Here is a 17022-nt window from a genome sequence, read left to right as displayed (position 1 = left end):
ATAATATATGCATAATGTATCAATTGCAATTATTTTAAATACCATCATCGAGCAATACGCATCAGAAAAACAGTTTTATGAAACACAATTAGGCATCACCGAGGAGCAATGGAAGGCATGGAAAAATGGCACAATGAGTCTGTCACCTGCTGAAAATCAGAAAGTGAAGCTGCTGTTTTCAGATTATGAATGGATGTTGATCCAAAAAATCATTCGGCAAACCGTCATTTATCCAGAAAAACGCAATCAAGCGGTCGTCGAGTTCAAAAAAATGAAGACTCAAATCGCCAGAACGTGGTTAGCAAGCGATTTAGCGAAAGTCGAATTGTTAACAGAATCTGAAGAAACAGCCCAATACCTTGATTTGAGAGTCAGTATTACGTATGATGAGTGGGGTTATGATGATATACTAAACTTCCGATTGCCCGCTTTTGTTCAGCAGCAAATTCGCAATGAAAAAATCGAACTGTTGGAGTGGGTCAAAGAAAATCTGGAAGAAACTTACAACTAAAGGTAGGATATTTTTTGAAAAAGTATTATGGAATGGCTGCGGCGGCGGGCTTCTTGTTTCTGGTTCTTTTAACCATTCAAGTGAACCGAGTGACCGCAGTCACCCCAACAAAGAGTGCAAGTATCGCTCGTTCAACAGATCAAGCAACAACGGGTGAAACAACAGAAACAAATGAAAAAGAGCCAAATGGGAACACGCAAGAGTCACAAGAACAAGCAAGTGCTAGTGATGAAGTGAACGAAGAGGATTTTCCAACTGTTTCATTGGATGATTGGTCATTGGTTTTGGTAGGCCCAAACAATAAAATCAAAAGCGAAATTGCCCAAAAAGATTTAGGGAAATTGTCGAATGGCTATCTCGTCGATCAACGCATCGTTTCAGCTTATGAAAAGCTGGCAGATGCCGCAAAAGCTGCAGGACATCCTTTGGTGATGGTCTCTGCCTACCGTTCAGTCGCGTATCAAGAGGAGATATTCAATGCCAATGTCAACACCCTAATGAGTCAAGGTCATACAAAAGAAGAAGCAATTCGGATCACGAAACTGACCTTTACTGAGCCTGGCTATAGCGAACATCATACTGGGCTTGCTGTTGATGTTGTGGATCAGGATTGGTATCAAAATCATACAGGAGAACTGCTCAATGAGGGGTTCGGTGATACTGAGGGTGGAAAATGGCTACAAGCTCATGCAAGGGAGTATGGGTTTATCATCCGTTACCCGAAAGGAAAACATGCTATTACGCAAATCGATTATGAGCCTTGGCATCTACGATATGTAGGGGTCGAAGTGGCAACCTACATTGAGGAGCAGGAGTTGACCTTTGAAGAGTTTCTGGAAGAAGCAAAAGAACACATCGCTCGAAAAGAAGCAGAACTGTCCTCTCACGAATGGGAAGATCCTTTGGCAGAGGACTGGATCTATGAGGGGTCTCTTGCTAAAAGTCAGGAAAGCAGTGAGCTTACACAAGATGAGTTGTTGCTGAATGGAGGCAATTTGTTTTCTGAAAATGTGTTTAGTCAGACAAAGGAAGTGAAAAAATGAGCGCAAGACGAAAAAAACAGAAGACTCGTTTCCCATTAGTCTTTCTAGGGTTATTCTTGATTGGGATTGCTTTTATTTTTTCCTTGAATAGTTTGGCAGACCCCCTTCCAAAAGAGGAAGAAACAAACACGGAAGCCATCTCCCATGAAGAATTTATTGATCGCATCGCTCCTTACGCACAAGAACTGCAAAAGGGCTACGGGATTTTACCAAGTATCATTATTGGACAGGCAATCCTTGAATCAGATTGGGGTCAAAGTTCTCTAGCCAGTGAATACAATAATTTATTTGGAATTAAGTCGTTTGGCCATTCAAAAAAGGTGACATTAGATACCCAAGAGTTTTATAATGGAGAATGGGTCACGATTCAAGGAGATTTTCGTGTCTATGATACTTGGGAAGAATCAATGGATGATCATACGATGTTGTTTGTAAATGGTGTGGATTGGAATCCTGCACTTTATGTAAATGTCTTGACAGCAAACGACTACCGCAGTGCCGCACAAGCATTACAAGATGCAGGGTATGCAACGGATCCGGATTATGCCAGCAAAATCATTCAAGTAATTGAAACCTACCAATTGAATCGATTTGATCAATAAGAAAAGAGAGTTGGCTGCTTATGGAAGAAAAATATATGCCAAAAATCACCACCGATTTGCGTAAAGATATCGTGAAAGTGCCTAAAGTTATTCGAGAGGCTAGCGGTATTCAAATATTTGGAAAACAAATCCGCTCCATTATTTTCACAACGGATATTGCGATCATCCGTAATACAAATGCGGATGCTGTGATTGCGGTCTATCCCTTTACACCACACCCAGCAATTACGAAAGCAATCATCGAAGCAGCGGACATTCCAGTGTTTTCTGGTGTCGGCGGGGGCTTGACCCAAGGATTTCGCTCGTCTTATATGAGCATGTTTGCTGAAGCCCAAGGGTCGATCGGGGTCGTCTTAAACGGACCAACGCCACTGAAAACTGTGGAGCAGGTCTGTAAAGTTGTAGATATTCCCGTTATCAGTACCGTAACGAGTAAGTATACCGAAATTGATGCCAAGCTTGAAGCTGGTGTGAAAGTCATCAATATCAGTGCGGGCAAGGACACAGCAGATACCGTGGCTTTCTTCCGTAAAAAATATCCGAAGCTGCCGATCATCGCAACCGGTGGACCAACCGATGAAAGCATCTTAGAAACGATTGAAGCAGGCGCTAATGCCATCACCTACACGCCACCGTCCAATGGGGAGCTTTTCAGTAAAAAGATGGAACACTATCGCGATATGGAGAAGCCAGAGTAGGAAATGATCCACAAATGAGAATATTTTTATTTATAAAGGGCATTCCATGCTTGTGTTTTTAATCAAAGACAGGCATAATCGAATCTATCATTTAAAAATTACTTGTATATCGTCGAAATATGGTCGACAGTCTCTACCCGATACCGTAAATATCGGACTATAAGTAAAAATCGTGCCTGTTAGACACTTTTTTTGCTTTGGCAAAAAGAGTGTCTTTTTTTTCAGGATGGAATAGAAAGGAACGAGGAGAGCTAGGATGGAAAAATTAGTTGAGCGTATCAAAACACACGGAAATGTGCTGGGCGAAGGGGTTCTTAAAGTGGACCAATTTTTGACCCACCAAGTGGATTATGAGTTGATGAAAGAAATCGGTGCAGTCTTCGCGGAACGGTTTCAAGGAAGCGGCATCACAAAAGTAGTGACCATCGAAGCTTCAGGGATCGCACCAGCCCTTTATACTGCAGAACAGTTACAAGTACCAATGATCTTTGCCCGTAAAGCAAAGAGTTTGACAATGGATGAAGAGCTGCTGACTGCATCTGTCTATTCCTTTACCAAGCAAGTGACCAGCCAAGTATCGATTTCCAAGAAATTTTTGTCTTCAGAGGATACGGTCTTGATTATTGATGATTTTTTAGCAAACGGACAAGCAGCAAAAGGCTTGATCGAACTGTGCCAACAAGCAGGAGCCAACGTTGTCGGTATCGGTATCGTGATTGAAAAATCATTCCAAAGTGGTCGACAATTACTTGAAGAAATGGGGATTCCTGTTGTTTCACTAGCACGGATCGCCTCATTGTCTGAGGGACAAGTCAGCTTTTTAGAAGGAGATGCCTAATGAAAGAAACGAATAGCCGTTCAGCAGTTTTAGGCTTGCAACATTTACTAGCGATGTATGCAGGAGCTGTTGCCGTTCCTTTGTTGATTGGAACAGGTCTGGGCTTCAATGAAGCTCAGATGACGTATTTGATCTCGATCGATATTTTCATGTGCGGAATCGCTACGCTTTTGCAATTAGTTGTTACCCGCTTTTTCGGGATCGGCCTACCAGTCGTTTTAGGCTGTGCCATTCAAGCTGTCTCCCCATTGATTTTGATTGGCACCAAATCAGGGATCAGTGCGATTTACGGAGCGATCATTGCCGCTGGGATTTTCATTGTTCTGATCGCTGGCATTTTTTCGAAAATCAAAGTCTTGTTTCCCCCATTGGTGACGGGAACCGTGATTACCGTCATCGGCTTGACCTTGATTCCAGTCGCCATCACTAAAATCGGTGGCGGCGATGCTGCAGCTGCTAACTTTGGTGATCCAACGAATTTATTGTTAGGCTTTGTGACGATTGCCTTGATCATTGGGGTGCAGGTCTTTGGGAAAGGCTTTATTCGCTCGATTGCCGTTTTGATCGGTTTGATCGGTGGGACCATTTTAGCAGCGCTCTTAGGATTGGTGGATCTTTCTGCCATCGCCCATGCGCCTGTGTTTCATTTGCCTCAGCCTTTTTATTTCGGCTTACCAACCTTTGATCTGTGGTCGATCGTTTTGATGATCATTATTTCCATCGTGAGTCTGGTAGAGTCCACAGGTGTTTATTTTGCGCTGGGAGATATTACTGAAAAACCGATTACAGGCAATGACTTAAAGCGCGGCTATCGTGCGGAAGGCTTGGCGGTGATCCTTGGGGGGAGCTTCAATACATTTCCTTATACTGGATTTTCACAAAATGTAGGTTTAGTTCAACTTTCAGGTATTAAGACGCGACGCCCGATTTTCTTTTCAGCTATCTTTTTGATCGTATTAGGGCTGTTTCCAAAAGTCGGTGCCATTGCGCAAATCATTCCAGAAGCAGTACTGGGAGGCGGCATGTTAGTGATGTTTGGCATGGTCGCTGTTCAAGGGATGCGAATGCTAAGCAAAGTTGATTTTATGAATGACAAGAACTTGTTAGTGATTGCGGTATCGATCGGTTTTGGTTTAGGGTTCAATATGATGCCAACCTTATTCAGTCAGATGCCTGAAACCGTCCAAATGTTTACAGGCAATGGGATCGTCATGAGTAGTTTGACAGCCATTGTTTTGAATCTGTTCTTCAACGGATTGCCGAAAGAAACAGACGAAGTGACGGAATTGAGCTTGCAACAGTAAGTTGATTTGATCCAGACGAGGATTCGTCTGGATTTTTTTGTATTGTTCCTTTATTTGTCTTTTTCCTGCCAAACAGAAAGACTGAATGGTTTTATTAGCCATAAAAACGAACGATACAAAGTTAAACTAGCAAATAGTTCGAAAATATTTTGACATTGCTCCGGCAACTCGTTACTATTTAAAGGGGAAAGTGATTGTTAGTCATAACGTGCTATGCAAGGGGCGTTGGGTCGCAGTGACAAACTGCTGCTAACAAACTAATTTCGTGAGAAAATACTTCTGAGCTTGTTTCAGAAGAAACTAGTAAAAAATCGTTGGAGGGAAAATCAAATGAAACCAGCAGTTGCAGTGATTATGGGGAGCAAGTCAGATTGGGAAACAATGAAGGAGTGCTGCTTGATTTTAGATGAGTTAGCGATACCTTATCAGAAAAAAGTCGTTTCGGCACATCGTACACCAGATTTGATGTTCGAATTTGCCGAAACTGCTCGTGCAGAAGGAATCAAAGTCATTGTCGCAGGAGCAGGAGGAGCAGCTCATTTGCCAGGAATGGTCGCAGCGAAAACAACGTTGCCCGTCATTGGTGTGCCTGTACAATCTCGCGCATTAAACGGGTTGGATTCCCTACTATCGATCGTGCAGATGCCAGCTGGGGTACCAGTAGCAACAACAGCGATCGGAAAAGCTGGCGCAACTAACGCAGGACTACTTGCAGCGCAGATGCTTTCCATGTATGATTTAGAGATAGCGGAGAAATTAAACGCGCGAAGAAATACATTAAAAGAAATTGTATTGGAAAGTAGTGATCAACTTGATTAAACCTTTAATGCCCACCGCAACGATCGGAATCGTTGGCGGAGGACAGCTAGGTCGTATGATGGCAATGAGTGCCAAAGAAATGGGCTTTCGGGTTGGCGTCTTAGACCCTACTGCCAATTGTCCAACAGCCCAAGTCGCTGATTGGCATATTGTTGCTGCCTACGATGATGTGTTTGCTTTAGAAGAAATGGCTCGACGTGCCGACGTGATTACCTATGAATTCGAAAATGTCAGTGTCGAGGCATTGAATTCCATTTTGCCTTATTCCCATATCCCTCAAGGGACTGACCTGTTAGCAATCACTCAAGACCGTTTATTAGAAAAGTCATTTCTAGAGGCTAACAATATCGTGATTGCACCTTATGCCACGATCATCAGTCCAACGGATATCCAAGATGCCATCGACAGTATCGGTTATCCCTGTGTGTTAAAAACGACTAGAGGCGGTTATGACGGAAAAGGGCAGCACGTGTTATACAGTACCGCGGACTTAGCGCCTTCGATGAACTTACTGCGTGAAGGGACGTGCGAATTAGAAGCGTGGATTCCTTTTGAAAAAGAATTGTCGATTTTAGTTGCTGGTAATGGAGAAACCTTTACCACTTTCCCAGTGGTAGAAAACATCCACCGCAACAATATTTTGCATCAAACGATCGCTCCTGCGCGCATTGATCCAGAAGTTGCCGAAGAAGCCAAACGGATCGCTCATATTATTGCGAAGGCCTTGGATCTGCAAGGCGTTTTAGCCATCGAAATGTTCTTGACTAAAAGTGGCGGCTTGTATGTCAATGAGTTGGCACCGCGACCACATAATTCTGGTCACTATTCGATCGAAGCTTGTTCCATGAGTCAGTTTGATGCCCATATCCGGGGGATCTGTGGCTGGCCATTACCAGAAGTGTCATTGCTTTCACCAGCAGTCATGGTCAATGTCTTAGGCGATGAATTGACAGAAACGTATGAGTTGATTGCCACAAAACCTGCTTGGCAATTCCATTACTATGGCAAAGAAGAAGCGAAAACCGGGCGTAAAATGGGTCATATCACTGTTTTGACAGAAGATATCGCAGAGACCACTGAAGAAATCTATCAAACCAATATTTGGGATTAAAGGAGATAATAACATGTTAGAGCGTTACACAAGACCAGAAATGGGTGCTATTTGGACCGATCAAAACCGTTACCAAGCGTGGTTAGAAGTAGAAATATTGGCGGATGAAGCTTGGGCGGAACTAGGGGAGATACCGAAAGAGGATGTTGCTTTGATTCGTGAAAAAGCAACCTTCGATATCGACCGTATCTTAGAGATCGAAGCGCAAACGCGACATGATGTGGTTGCTTTTACCCGAGCAGTCTCTGAATCTTTAGGTGATGAAAGTAAATGGGTCCACTACGGCTTGACGTCGACGGATGTTGTTGATACTGCGTATGGCTACTTGATGAAACAAGCCAACGACTTGATTCGGGAAGATTTAAATCGTTTTGTGACGATCATTGGTGAAAAAGCCAAAGAATACAAACATACCGTAATGATGGGACGTACCCATGGTGTACATGCGGAACCAACGACCTTTGGCTTGAAATTAGCCTTATGGTATGCGGAAATGAAACGCAATGTCGAGCGTTTTGAGCGAGCAGCAAAAGGGGTCGAAGCAGGAAAGATCAGCGGAGCAGTTGGAACCTTTGCAAATATTCCACCGTTTGTCGAAGAGTATGTCTGTGAAAAATTAGGGATTCGTGCGCAAGATATTTCCACACAAGTACTACCTCGTGACTTGCATGCAGAGTATTTCTCTGCAATGGCGTTGATCGCAACTAGCATTGAGAAATTTGCAACCGAAATCCGGGGCTTACAAAAATCAGAAACCCGAGAAGTTGAAGAATTCTTCGCAAAAGGTCAAAAAGGTTCTTCTGCCATGCCCCATAAGCGTAACCCAATCGGTTCTGAAAATATGGCGGGACTTGCACGAGTCGTTCGCGGCCATATGGTGACAGCTTATGAAAATGTCTCACTGTGGCATGAACGGGATATCTCACATTCATCGGCAGAACGGATCATTATTCCGGATACGACGATTTTGATCGATTATATGCTGAATCGCTTTGGCAATATCGTCAAAAATCTGACTGTTTTCCCAGAGAATATGAAGCGCAATATGAATGCGACCTTTGGATTGATCTACAGCCAACGAGTGATGTTGAAATTGATCGATCACGGTATGACAAGAGAGCAAGCCTATGACTTGGTTCAGCCAAAAACAGCGCAAGCTTGGGATGAGCAAACGGATTTCCGTCCACTATTAGAAGCTGATCCAGCCATTACGGATGTGTTGTCCAAAGCAGACTTAGACGATGCGTTTGATTACAACCATCACTTAAAACAAGTCGACACGATCTTTGAACGTGTCGGTTTAGCCGAATAAGAAAAAAGCCGCAACCTTCAGATCCTTGTCTGAAGGTTGCGGCTTTTTTTTTAATAATGTTCAGCTAAGTAGGTCAATAGTTCAGGTGCTAAACCAGTTGCTGATTGGTTTTCCTGGCGATCTTCTAGCATGGAGACCATCAGAAATCCTTGGTCTTGCGAATCAAAGGCAAATAAGAAGCTGTTTTCCTGGCCTTTTTCATCTTGCTTTTCTTTGATTTCAGCTGTTCCTGTCTTAGCAGCTAATGGAATGTTTAATGCTGCCAAGGAATGTGCAGTTCCGTTTGGATCGGAAACAACGGCGGTCAAATCTTGATTGATTTGATCGATCGTTTCTGCTTTAAAGACTTCTTTGTCTTTTTGCTCTGCCTCTTTCACTAAACGGGGATAGACCAGCTTCCCTTGATTGGCAAAGACGGAGTAAATAGCCGCTTGCTGGATTGGATTCATTAACAATTCTCCTTGGCCATAGCCGGTATCTGCCAGTAAAATGTCCGAATTGAAGGAGTCTTCATTTGAAATTTGAGCAGGATTCATCGCGATCGGTAAATCCAATGTTTCACCAAAAATCAACTTCGACAAGCCGTCACGAAAGGCATCTTCGCCCATAGATAGGGTTTGTTGCGCCATATAAATATTATCAGAGTATACCAGTGCATCCTTGAGATTCACAGAAGCTACATCAGTAACTCTCGTCACAAAGTAGTCGCCCCACGAGCTATCTTTTTGCCATTTCAATCCATCGATCGCGATACTCTGCGTAGGATCGATCGTGCCATTTTCCAAGCCGATCGCACCAGTGATGGCCTTAAAGGTCGAACCAGGTGCATAGGCCGTAGCAAAGCGGCTGATGAAAGGCAGGTCTTCATTTTGTTCATACGCATCATAATCTTCTTGTGAGATCCCTTGGGTCATTTTATTGGGATCATAACTTGGCGAGCTGGCAAGTACCAACAGATCGCCAGTTTTGGGTTCGGTAACGACCGTTGCTCCTGCTTGGTTTTGTAAGGAGTCAAACGCCGTCTTTTGGGCTTGGGCATCAATAGTCAATTGGATATCCTTGCCATCTGCGCGCTCTTTTTCTAACAGGACGGCTTTCTCAGCACCATCTTCATCTGTGATGGCGATTTTTCCGCCGTTTTCTCCTCGCAACTCTTTATCGAAGGCAGCTTCCAGACCACTACGACCAATTTGTCCGTTGCTTGCTAGTGTTTCATCTTTTTCGATATCTTCCGCTGTTACATTTCCTAAGTAACCAATCAGTTGAGCGGCAGCTTCCCCAAGTGGGTAAGTGCGTCCAGTCGTTTCTTTTAAACTTGTTCCAGTTGGCATCTCATCCGTTGGTTCGATGATCTTCAAGGGGACGAACAACTCATCTTGAACCCAAGATTGCCCCAACGCTTGCTCGATGGCTTCTTCTGTCAGGTCGAAACGTTCCGCGATCGCTTTGATATTGGCGTTTTTTTCGTCTCCCGTGCCCAGTTGCCCCGGAACGACGCCTAACTGATAAAGCGTGCCATTTTCTGCTAGTGGTTCGTTGTTTCGGTCGAGAATCTCACCGCGAGTGGCATTATCTACGGAAATATTGACTTTGTCTTGTCCCTCCATTCCTGGAAAGATCAACTGAGGGGACCAATCGATCTTGGCTTCGTTATCAGCTACAGTGATCGTGCCACTATAAGAAAGCTCGGTTAATTCACCTAACGAGGTGGTCAAGGAACCGTTGTATTGGAAATTGAATTGATCGGAATCCTTGTCATTAGGAGTTACCTCAATCCCAGAGGCTTTAAATGATTCGGCACCGATACCAGTGAAGATCGCTTCGTATTTTGCAGAGACTTCGTCTGCGGTAAAGCCGGTTGATGCTAAACTGTCTTCAGACACGAAGGCAGGCAAGTCACTGTACTTCTGATCGGCCAAAGCGTCGATAAAGGAAGTGAGGGCTTTTTTAGCAGCGGCTTCTTCTTGCCGATCCTGATAGACGGTATAACCATAATAGCCGCCGCCTAGTACCAATAAGGCGGCAGGAAGTGCCAACCAGACGAAGCGCTTGGGCTTTTTCGCTGGCTTTTCGTTGCGAGAGCGCCGATTTTCTGACATATTATTGTTCCTCCTTCAAAGCCGTCATACGGGCATGATAAAGCGGCAACAGTGTTTGATAAACTGCTAAAATATCCGCCATCTCAACGTCTTCGATCATTTCTTTCGGAAAAATCTTTCCAATTTGAAGCTCACTTTTTTTGACTTTCTTCAGTCGTTCCAGATAGGTTGGCCACATGGCGATAGGGTAGTGGTCGTATTTTGTGTGATCAGGAGAAAGTGTAAAGTCAGCTGGTAATTGATCGAATAATTCTTTTTGGGCCAACCAGGATTCAGCGATCGTTGCCTGATTTTTCGGTTGATCGATCACGCTGAGCCAAACAAAGACATACGCTTGATTGATCCCAATTTGAAAGTGGGCATCCATTTTATAGCCTCGTTTGTTCGGACCGATCCCTGCCCAGGTTTCGGCAGGAGGGTAGACGGTTCTGCGTCGGTGCTGAGCAATATGCAAATAAAAAGGCTCTTGGCAGCTTTCTTCAATTAATGGGATCGCTGCCTCACCGATCGTTTGAAAAATCGGCTGAATCTCGGCACGGATTTTTTCCATTCGTTCGTCTAACGTTTCTAAAGAAAAAGCATCAAATGATTGTTTCGTAAATAGCATAATCGTATCCTTTCTGTTGTCTGAAAATAGTATAACAAAAAAAGCCCGATAAATTACGGGCTTTTGTTTATTTTACCTTTTTTTATTGAAGGATACTCAGTCAATTTGCCGCTGGACTCAATTTAAACGTTGGTGTCTGGCTTTGTTCCTTCAAAAGATGCAAAAGATCATCCAAGAAAGAAAAGTCCATTTCTTCTAAATTAAAATAAATCCGAAAAGAATACGTATGTTTAAATAAGCTTTGGCGATGGATTTGATGAATGATCAATTCGTCATTGCGCTCATTTTGAAATTGTAGAACACGCTTTTGTTCTTCGGCATAATGAGGGCGCGCCCCTTTTTTGAAGGGACTGAATAAATAGAAACTTGTTTGTTGGTTGATGGAAAGGATTTGCTGCACGGCCAATAATTCGTTATGGAGCTGTTGTTTTTCTTTGTCTGATAAATGAGCTAAAAAAAGTTCAGCACGATTCTTTAGCGACCACATATAGTACTCCTCCTTGAATGTAGCTACAATACGACCTAAATATAGCATGAAAAAAGAATATTGTAAACGCTTTATAAATCCTTCGCTGCTTCTAAAGAGGAATCTGCTTTCAACCAACTGGGTAAAAAGCGAACATTCGTGTTTATTAATATGTAAATGTACAGATAATCGTTGACCCGCTTTTTCTGCGTTGTTAGAATAATAAGCAAATAAAGATGTGTGTCATCGCTATGTGAAAAATATTACTTAACTGAGGTGGATTATGGAATCAGAAGTGCTTCTTTATGAAGGAAAAGCCAAGAAATTGTTTAAAACCAACGAAGAGGATGTATTGAGAGTCGTTTATTTGGATCAAGCTACTGCATTGAATGGTCAAAAGAAAGATGCCGTTGTAGGAAAGGGTGCCTTGAACAATCAGATCACTGCGCATCTTTTTCAGCGCTTAGCCGACAAAAACGTCCCAAGTCACTTTCTTCAATTAGTGTCTAAACACGAACAATTAATTCGAGCTGTTGCTATGATTCCTTTAGAAGTCGTTGTTCGCAACACGGCTGCTGGTAGTTTTTCAAAGCGCTTGGGCATCGAAGAAGGAACCAAACTGCCAAAGCCGATCGTAGAGTTTTACTACAAAGAAGATCGCTTGGATGATCCGTTTATCAATGATGATCATGTGTTTTATCTAGGGCTTGCCTCAGAAGAGGAGCTGGACCAGATCAAAACATTGGCGCTGCAAGTCAACGCTGCGTTACTGGAAATCTTTGCGAACATCAACATTCGCTTGATCGATTTTAAAATCGAGATCGGCAAAACCAAAAAGGGCAAGTTGCTTCTGGCTGATGAGATTTCACCAGATACTTGTCGTTTATGGGATATGGGGACAAATGAGCATCTTGATAAAGATGTTTATCGACGTGATTTAGGGGACATCGTTCCTGTTTATGAAGAAGTCTTAAATCGTTTAGAAAAGGAGAATTCAGCATGTATTTAGTCAAAGTTTATGTAACCTATAAGGAATCTGTTTTAGACCCTCAAGGGGAAGCTGTGAAAGGAGCGGTTCATCGCTTGGGGTATCAAGATGTCAGTGATATTCGGATCGGGAAATACTTTGAAATCAAAGTGACACCTTCAAACAATCAAACACAAGCAGCTGTAGCAGAAGAAATCGAAGCGATCTGCGACAAGCTTTTGGCAAATGTCAATATGGAAACCTACCGTTATGAAATGGTTCAAATGGAGGAAGCGGCCCTATGAAATTTGCAGTGATCGTTTTTCCTGGATCAAATTGTGATGTTGATTTGATGTGGGCAATCAAAGATATCATGGGGGCAGAAGCAGAATATGTGCGCCATGATGCAGACAGTTTAGCCGGTTTTGACGGTGTTTTGCTTCCAGGAGGATTTTCTTATGGTGATTACTTAAGATGCGGAGCGATTGCCCGTTTTTCTACGATCATGTCAGAGGTCATTCGTTTGGCAAATGAAGGCAAACCTGTCTTTGGTACCTGTAATGGGTTTCAAATTTTAACGGAAGCGGGCTTGTTACCAGGGGTTTTACAAAGAAATGAATCACTCCATTTTATTTGCAAACCGGTCCGTCTGCAAGTGAATAATCAAACAGCTTTTACTTCTGAGTATGAAACGGATCAAGTCATTACGCTTCCTGTCGCTCATGGTGAGGGCAATTATTATTGTGATGAAACGACTTATCAGGAATTGGTTGCCAACAATCAAATCGTTTTCCGTTATGAAGATAACGTCAACGGCAGCCTACACAACATCGCTGGTATCTGTAATAAAGCTGGCAATGTTCTAGGCATGATGCCTCATCCAGAACGAGCGATGGAAAGCTTATTGGGCTCAGAAGATGGCAAGAAGTTTTTTGCTTCATTATTGAAAAATTTTGGGAAGGTGCCGGTAAATGGATAAAATGATCGTAAAAGAACCCACACCACAAGAAATCAAAGACACGAAATTATATGAGCAATGGGGATTGACCCAAGAAGAATATCGGATGATCTCAGAAGATATTTTGGGACGTTTACCGAACTATACCGAAACTGGACTCTTTTCAGTGATGTGGAGTGAACATTGTTCTTACAAAAATTCAAAACCTGTTTTGCGGAAATTCCCGACAGAAGGGCCGCAAGTACTGCAAGGGCCTGGAGAAGGTGCGGGTATCGTGGATATCGGCGATGATCTAGCCGTCGTTTTTAAAGCGGAAAGCCATAATCATCCTTCTGCGGTGGAACCTTATGAAGGAGCAGCAACTGGTGTTGGTGGGATCATCCGCGACATCTTCAGTATGGGTGCAAGACCGATTGCTGTTTTAGACTCCTTACGATTTGGTGAGTTAGATAATCCAAGAACGAAATATCTTTTGGAAGAAGTCGTTGCTGGGATCAGTGGCTATGGCAACTGTATTGGGATTCCGACCGTCGGTGGTGAAGTGGCATTTGATCCTTGTTATGAAGGCAATCCATTAGTCAATGCGATGTGTGTAGGGATTATTGCCCACAAGGATATTCAAAAAGGGCAGGCTAAAGGTGTTGGAAACACCATCATGTATGTCGGCGCAAAAACAGGACGCGACGGGATACATGGGGCGACTTTTGCATCGGAAGAATTTGTCGAAGGGGAAGAACAACAACGTTCCGCCGTACAAGTCGGTGATCCTTTTATGGAAAAACTTTTGTTGGAAGCTTGTTTGGAATTGATCGTGGATCATTCGGACATTTTAGTCGGAATTCAAGATATGGGTGCTGCTGGATTGGTTTCTTCTAGTGCCGAGATGGCATCAAAAGCCGGATCAGGGTTGCGCTTAACGTTAGATGATGTTCCACAACGAGAAACCAATATGACGCCTTATGAAATGATGTTGTCAGAATCCCAAGAGCGGATGCTGATCTGTGTCAAAAAAGGGCATGAAGCTGAAGTGGAAGCACTCTTTAAGAAATACGATCTAGAAGCCGTCGTGATCGGTGAAGTAACAGATGATGGCAACTATCGTTTGTTCCATCATGGACAGGAAGTCGCTAATTTACCAGTAGATGCTTTAGCTGAAGATGCGCCGACTTACTACAAAGAAATGGCAGAACCGAAACGGATCAAAGTGTTTAAGGAAACACCAGACTTTGTTCCAGTGATTCATTCAGCAACGTCTGTATTTGCCGATCTACTGCAGCAGCCAACGATCGCTTCAAAACGCTCGATTTTTGAAACCTACGACTCGCAAGTTCGTACTAATACCGTGGTAGGACCCGGCAGTGATGCCGCTGTTTTACGAATCAAGGGAACCAATAAAGCCTTGGCGATGACGACTGACTGTAATGCTCGTTACCTGTACTTAGATCCAGAAGTCGGCGGACAGATCGCAGTTGCAGAAGCTGCTCGAAATATCGTCGCTTCCGGTGGGCGTCCATTGGCGATCACTGACTGCCTTAACTTCGGCTCGCCAGATAAACCAGAAGGATTCTGGGAGTTATCCACGGCTGCTGACGGGATCTCAGAAGCTTGTCGTGTGCTAGAGACACCAGTCATTTCTGGGAACGTCTCCTTATACAATGAAACGGACGGACAATCGGTCTATCCAACGCCGGTAATTGGGATGGTCGGATTGATCGAAGAGCTGGCGCATATCACGACGCAGCATTTCCAAGCAGCGGGGGATGCGATCTATGTCCTAGGGGAAACCCATGCTGACTTCAATGGGTCTGAATTGCAAAAACTGCAGACAGGAAAGATCGCTGGGCGTTTAATGTCCTTTGACCTTGAAACAGAAAAAATGAACCAACAATTGGTTACCGCAGCGATCCAAGCAGGTCTTGTTCAAAGTGCCCACGATTGTGCCGAAGGTGGTTTAGCGATCGCTTTAGCCGAATCCGCTTTTGACAAGGGCTTTGGTCTAAATGTGACCGTGTCATTGCCAGCAGCACAATTGTTTTCAGAAACCCAATCCCGATTTGTGCTTTCAGTCGCACCTGATAAGCAAGCAGCTTTTGAAGCGCTGGTAGGCGCTGCTGCAACAGCGATCGGGGAAGTGACTGCTGATGGCCAGATTCGCATGCAAGCACAAGATGATACGATCGAGATGCCCCTTACTGAGGCGAAATTGAAATGGGAGGAAGCCATTCCATGTTTAATGAAGTAAAGAGCCTCAACGAGGAATGTGGGGTTTTTGGTGTTTGGGGTCATCCAGATGCCGCTCGTGTCACCTACTTCGGACTACACAGTTTGCAACATCGCGGCCAAGAAGGTGCAGGGATTGTCACGAATGATGCGGGGAAACTCAATGGCCACCGTGATTTAGGGTTGCTAGCGGAAGTCTTTTCGGATGAACGTGTCCTCCAGCGTCTGACAGGAGATGCTGCTATTGGTCACGTTCGCTACGCAACTGCTGGTAATGGTAGCGTTGATAATATTCAACCATTTTTATTCAAATTTTTTGATCAGCAGATTGGCTTAGCTCATAACGGCAACTTGACGAATGCGAAAAGTCTACGGAAATCCTTAGAAAAGGCTGGTGCGATTTTCCACTCGAATTCCGATACAGAGATTCTCATGCACTTGATCCGTCGCAGCGAAGAACCGCTTTTTATGGATCGGGTCAAGGAGGCATTAAATCAAGTTAAAGGTGGATTTGCGTACCTTTTACTGACCGAAAATGCCATGATCGCAGCACTAGACCCCAATGGCTTTCGGCCATTGTCAATCGGGAAAATGGTCAATGGTGCTTATGTGGTGGCTTCAGAAACCTGTGCGTTGGAAGTCATCGGTGCGGAATTTATTCGTGATGTCCGACCAGGCGAAGTCGTGATCATTGATGATGCAGGCATTCAAATTGAACAGTATACCCAAGAAGTACAACCTGCGATATGTTCGATGGAGTTTATCTATTTTGCCCGTCCTGATTCCAACATCGCTGGCGTCAACGTCCATCGTGCCCGTAAAAATATGGGCCGTCGCTTAGCACAAGAGGCGCCGATCGAAGCGGATATGGTCATTGGTGTACCGAATTCATCCTTATCTGCTGCCAGCGGGTACGCAGAAGCATCAGGTATTCCCTATGAATTAGGCTTAGTAAAAAATCAATACATCGCACGAACGTTTATTCAACCGACGCAGGAGTTAAGGGAACAAGGTGTACGGATGAAGCTCTCAGCTGTTCGTGGCGTAGTCGAAGGCAAACGAGTGATTCTAGTCGACGATTCGATCGTCCGAGGAACCACCAGCCGCCGTATCGTGCAACTGCTAAAAGAAGCAGGTGCCAAAGAAGTTCATGTACGTATCGGTTCGCCGCCTTTGCGCTATCCGTGTTTTTACGGGATCGACATTCAAACGAGAAAAGAATTGATCGCAGCCAAATATACGGAAGCTGAGATTTGTGAAAAAATCGAAGCAGATTCTTTGGCCTTTTTAAGTGAAGACGGGTTGATCGAAGCGATCGGTTTAGATTTTGACGCACCTTACTCAGGATTGTGTATGGCCTATTTCAATGGCGATTATCCAACCCCTTTGTATGATTATGAAGAAAACTATCTCGCGTCTTTAGCTGAATAAATTGTAGGCAAAAATGGTTTTTCAAACGAAGCAGTG

General features: G+C 43.9%; 17 protein-coding genes and 1 riboswitch. Of the genes, 14 read left to right on the top strand and 3 right to left on the bottom strand.

The annotated features are described in order from the left end of the window. Window positions 1–7: 7 nt before the first annotated feature. The 9 genes from IGJ25_RS10665 (at window position 8) to purB (ending at window position 8238) form a co-directional block, all read left to right on the top strand. The gene (locus IGJ25_RS10665) at window positions 8–511 is read left to right on the top strand and encodes a hypothetical protein (RefSeq protein WP_225001091.1); all 504 of its coding nucleotides are present in this window, start codon (window positions 8–10) and stop codon (window positions 509–511) included. Between the two features lie 32 nt (window positions 512–543). Beyond that, window positions 544–1554, top strand: coding sequence for a M15 family metallopeptidase (locus IGJ25_RS10660; RefSeq protein WP_311947541.1), 1011 nt, complete (start codon window positions 544–546; stop codon window positions 1552–1554). Continuing rightward, window positions 1551–2156: a glycoside hydrolase family 73 protein gene (locus IGJ25_RS10655; RefSeq protein ID WP_005229997.1), complete on the top strand. Its 606-nt coding sequence runs from the start codon at window positions 1551–1553 to the stop codon at window positions 2154–2156. The genes IGJ25_RS10660 and IGJ25_RS10655 overlap by 4 nt, the downstream gene beginning before the upstream one ends. A 20-nt stretch (window positions 2157–2176) precedes the next feature. Continuing rightward, entirely contained in the window at window positions 2177–2854 is a 678-nt protein-coding gene (locus tag IGJ25_RS10650) for a hypothetical protein (protein WP_010749577.1), read from the top strand. An 82-nt stretch (window positions 2855–2936) separates the two neighbouring features. Continuing rightward, window positions 2937–3034, top strand: a riboswitch (purine riboswitch). A 76-nt stretch (window positions 3035–3110) separates the two neighbouring features. Next, on the top strand, window positions 3111–3692 hold the full coding sequence (locus IGJ25_RS10645; protein ID WP_010749578.1) for a xanthine phosphoribosyltransferase: 582 nt from the start codon (window positions 3111–3113) through the stop codon (window positions 3690–3692). Further along, window positions 3692–4996, top strand: a complete 1305-nt coding sequence (locus tag IGJ25_RS10640) for a nucleobase:cation symporter-2 family protein (RefSeq protein WP_225001094.1) — start codon at window positions 3692–3694, stop codon at window positions 4994–4996. Before IGJ25_RS10645 ends, IGJ25_RS10640 begins: the two co-directional genes overlap by 1 nt. A 330-nt stretch (window positions 4997–5326) precedes the next feature. After that, complete coding sequence (gene purE, locus IGJ25_RS10635; RefSeq protein WP_010749580.1) at window positions 5327–5815, top strand: 5-(carboxyamino)imidazole ribonucleotide mutase; 489 nt, start codon at window positions 5327–5329, stop codon at window positions 5813–5815. Next, window positions 5799–6926, top strand: a complete 1128-nt coding sequence (gene purK, locus IGJ25_RS10630; RefSeq protein WP_438779314.1) for a 5-(carboxyamino)imidazole ribonucleotide synthase — start codon at window positions 5799–5801, stop codon at window positions 6924–6926. Before purE ends, purK begins: the two co-directional genes overlap by 17 nt. Before the next feature lie 13 nt (window positions 6927–6939). Next, the gene (purB, locus tag IGJ25_RS10625; protein WP_005231933.1) at window positions 6940–8238 is read left to right on the top strand and encodes an adenylosuccinate lyase; all 1299 of its coding nucleotides are present in this window, start codon (window positions 6940–6942) and stop codon (window positions 8236–8238) included. 50 nt (window positions 8239–8288) lie between these two features. Here the strand turns inward: purB and pbp4 are convergent, their stop codons facing one another. From pbp4 to IGJ25_RS10610, 3 genes are all read right to left on the bottom strand, one after another. Beyond that, a complete protein-coding gene (pbp4, locus tag IGJ25_RS10620) occupies window positions 8289–10337 on the bottom strand; it encodes a penicillin-binding protein PBP4(5) (protein ID WP_225001095.1) in 2049 nt (682 codons plus the stop codon). Window position 10338: 1 nt separating this feature from the next. After that, window positions 10339–10944, bottom strand: a complete 606-nt coding sequence (locus tag IGJ25_RS10615) for a DUF1054 domain-containing protein (protein WP_015509891.1) — start codon at window positions 10942–10944, stop codon at window positions 10339–10341. Window positions 10945–11044: 100 nt separating this feature from the next. Continuing rightward, a complete protein-coding gene (locus IGJ25_RS10610; RefSeq protein ID WP_016611022.1) occupies window positions 11045–11479 on the bottom strand; it encodes a hypothetical protein in 435 nt (144 codons plus the stop codon). 214 nt (window positions 11480–11693) lie between these two features. Here IGJ25_RS10610 and purC point away from each other — a divergent pair, with 214 nt between their 5' ends. From purC to purF, 5 genes are read left to right on the top strand one after another with little or no spacing between them, the layout of a single operon-like run. Further along, window positions 11694–12419, top strand: coding sequence for a phosphoribosylaminoimidazolesuccinocarboxamide synthase (gene purC / locus IGJ25_RS10605; protein ID WP_225001096.1), 726 nt, complete (start codon window positions 11694–11696; stop codon window positions 12417–12419). After that, window positions 12410–12682: a phosphoribosylformylglycinamidine synthase subunit PurS gene (gene purS, locus IGJ25_RS10600; RefSeq protein WP_010749587.1), complete on the top strand. Its 273-nt coding sequence runs from the start codon at window positions 12410–12412 to the stop codon at window positions 12680–12682. Before purC ends, purS begins: the two co-directional genes overlap by 10 nt. After that, complete coding sequence (purQ, locus tag IGJ25_RS10595) at window positions 12679–13356, top strand: phosphoribosylformylglycinamidine synthase subunit PurQ (protein WP_010749588.1); 678 nt, start codon at window positions 12679–12681, stop codon at window positions 13354–13356. The genes purS and purQ overlap by 4 nt, the downstream gene beginning before the upstream one ends. Next, the gene (gene purL, locus IGJ25_RS10590) at window positions 13349–15577 is read left to right on the top strand and encodes a phosphoribosylformylglycinamidine synthase subunit PurL (protein WP_225001097.1); all 2229 of its coding nucleotides are present in this window, start codon (window positions 13349–13351) and stop codon (window positions 15575–15577) included. Before purQ ends, purL begins: the two co-directional genes overlap by 8 nt. Then, window positions 15562–16986, top strand: coding sequence for an amidophosphoribosyltransferase (purF, locus tag IGJ25_RS10585; RefSeq protein WP_010749590.1), 1425 nt, complete (start codon window positions 15562–15564; stop codon window positions 16984–16986). Before purL ends, purF begins: the two co-directional genes overlap by 16 nt. Window positions 16987–17022 lie beyond the last annotated feature (36 nt).

Origin of the sequence: Enterococcus sp. DIV0240d (genome assembly GCF_051711245.1) — a bacterium.
GTDB lineage: Bacteria > Bacillota > Bacilli > Lactobacillales > Enterococcaceae > Enterococcus_D > Enterococcus_D casseliflavus.
This window is presented reverse-complemented; position numbering and strand designations above follow the sequence as displayed.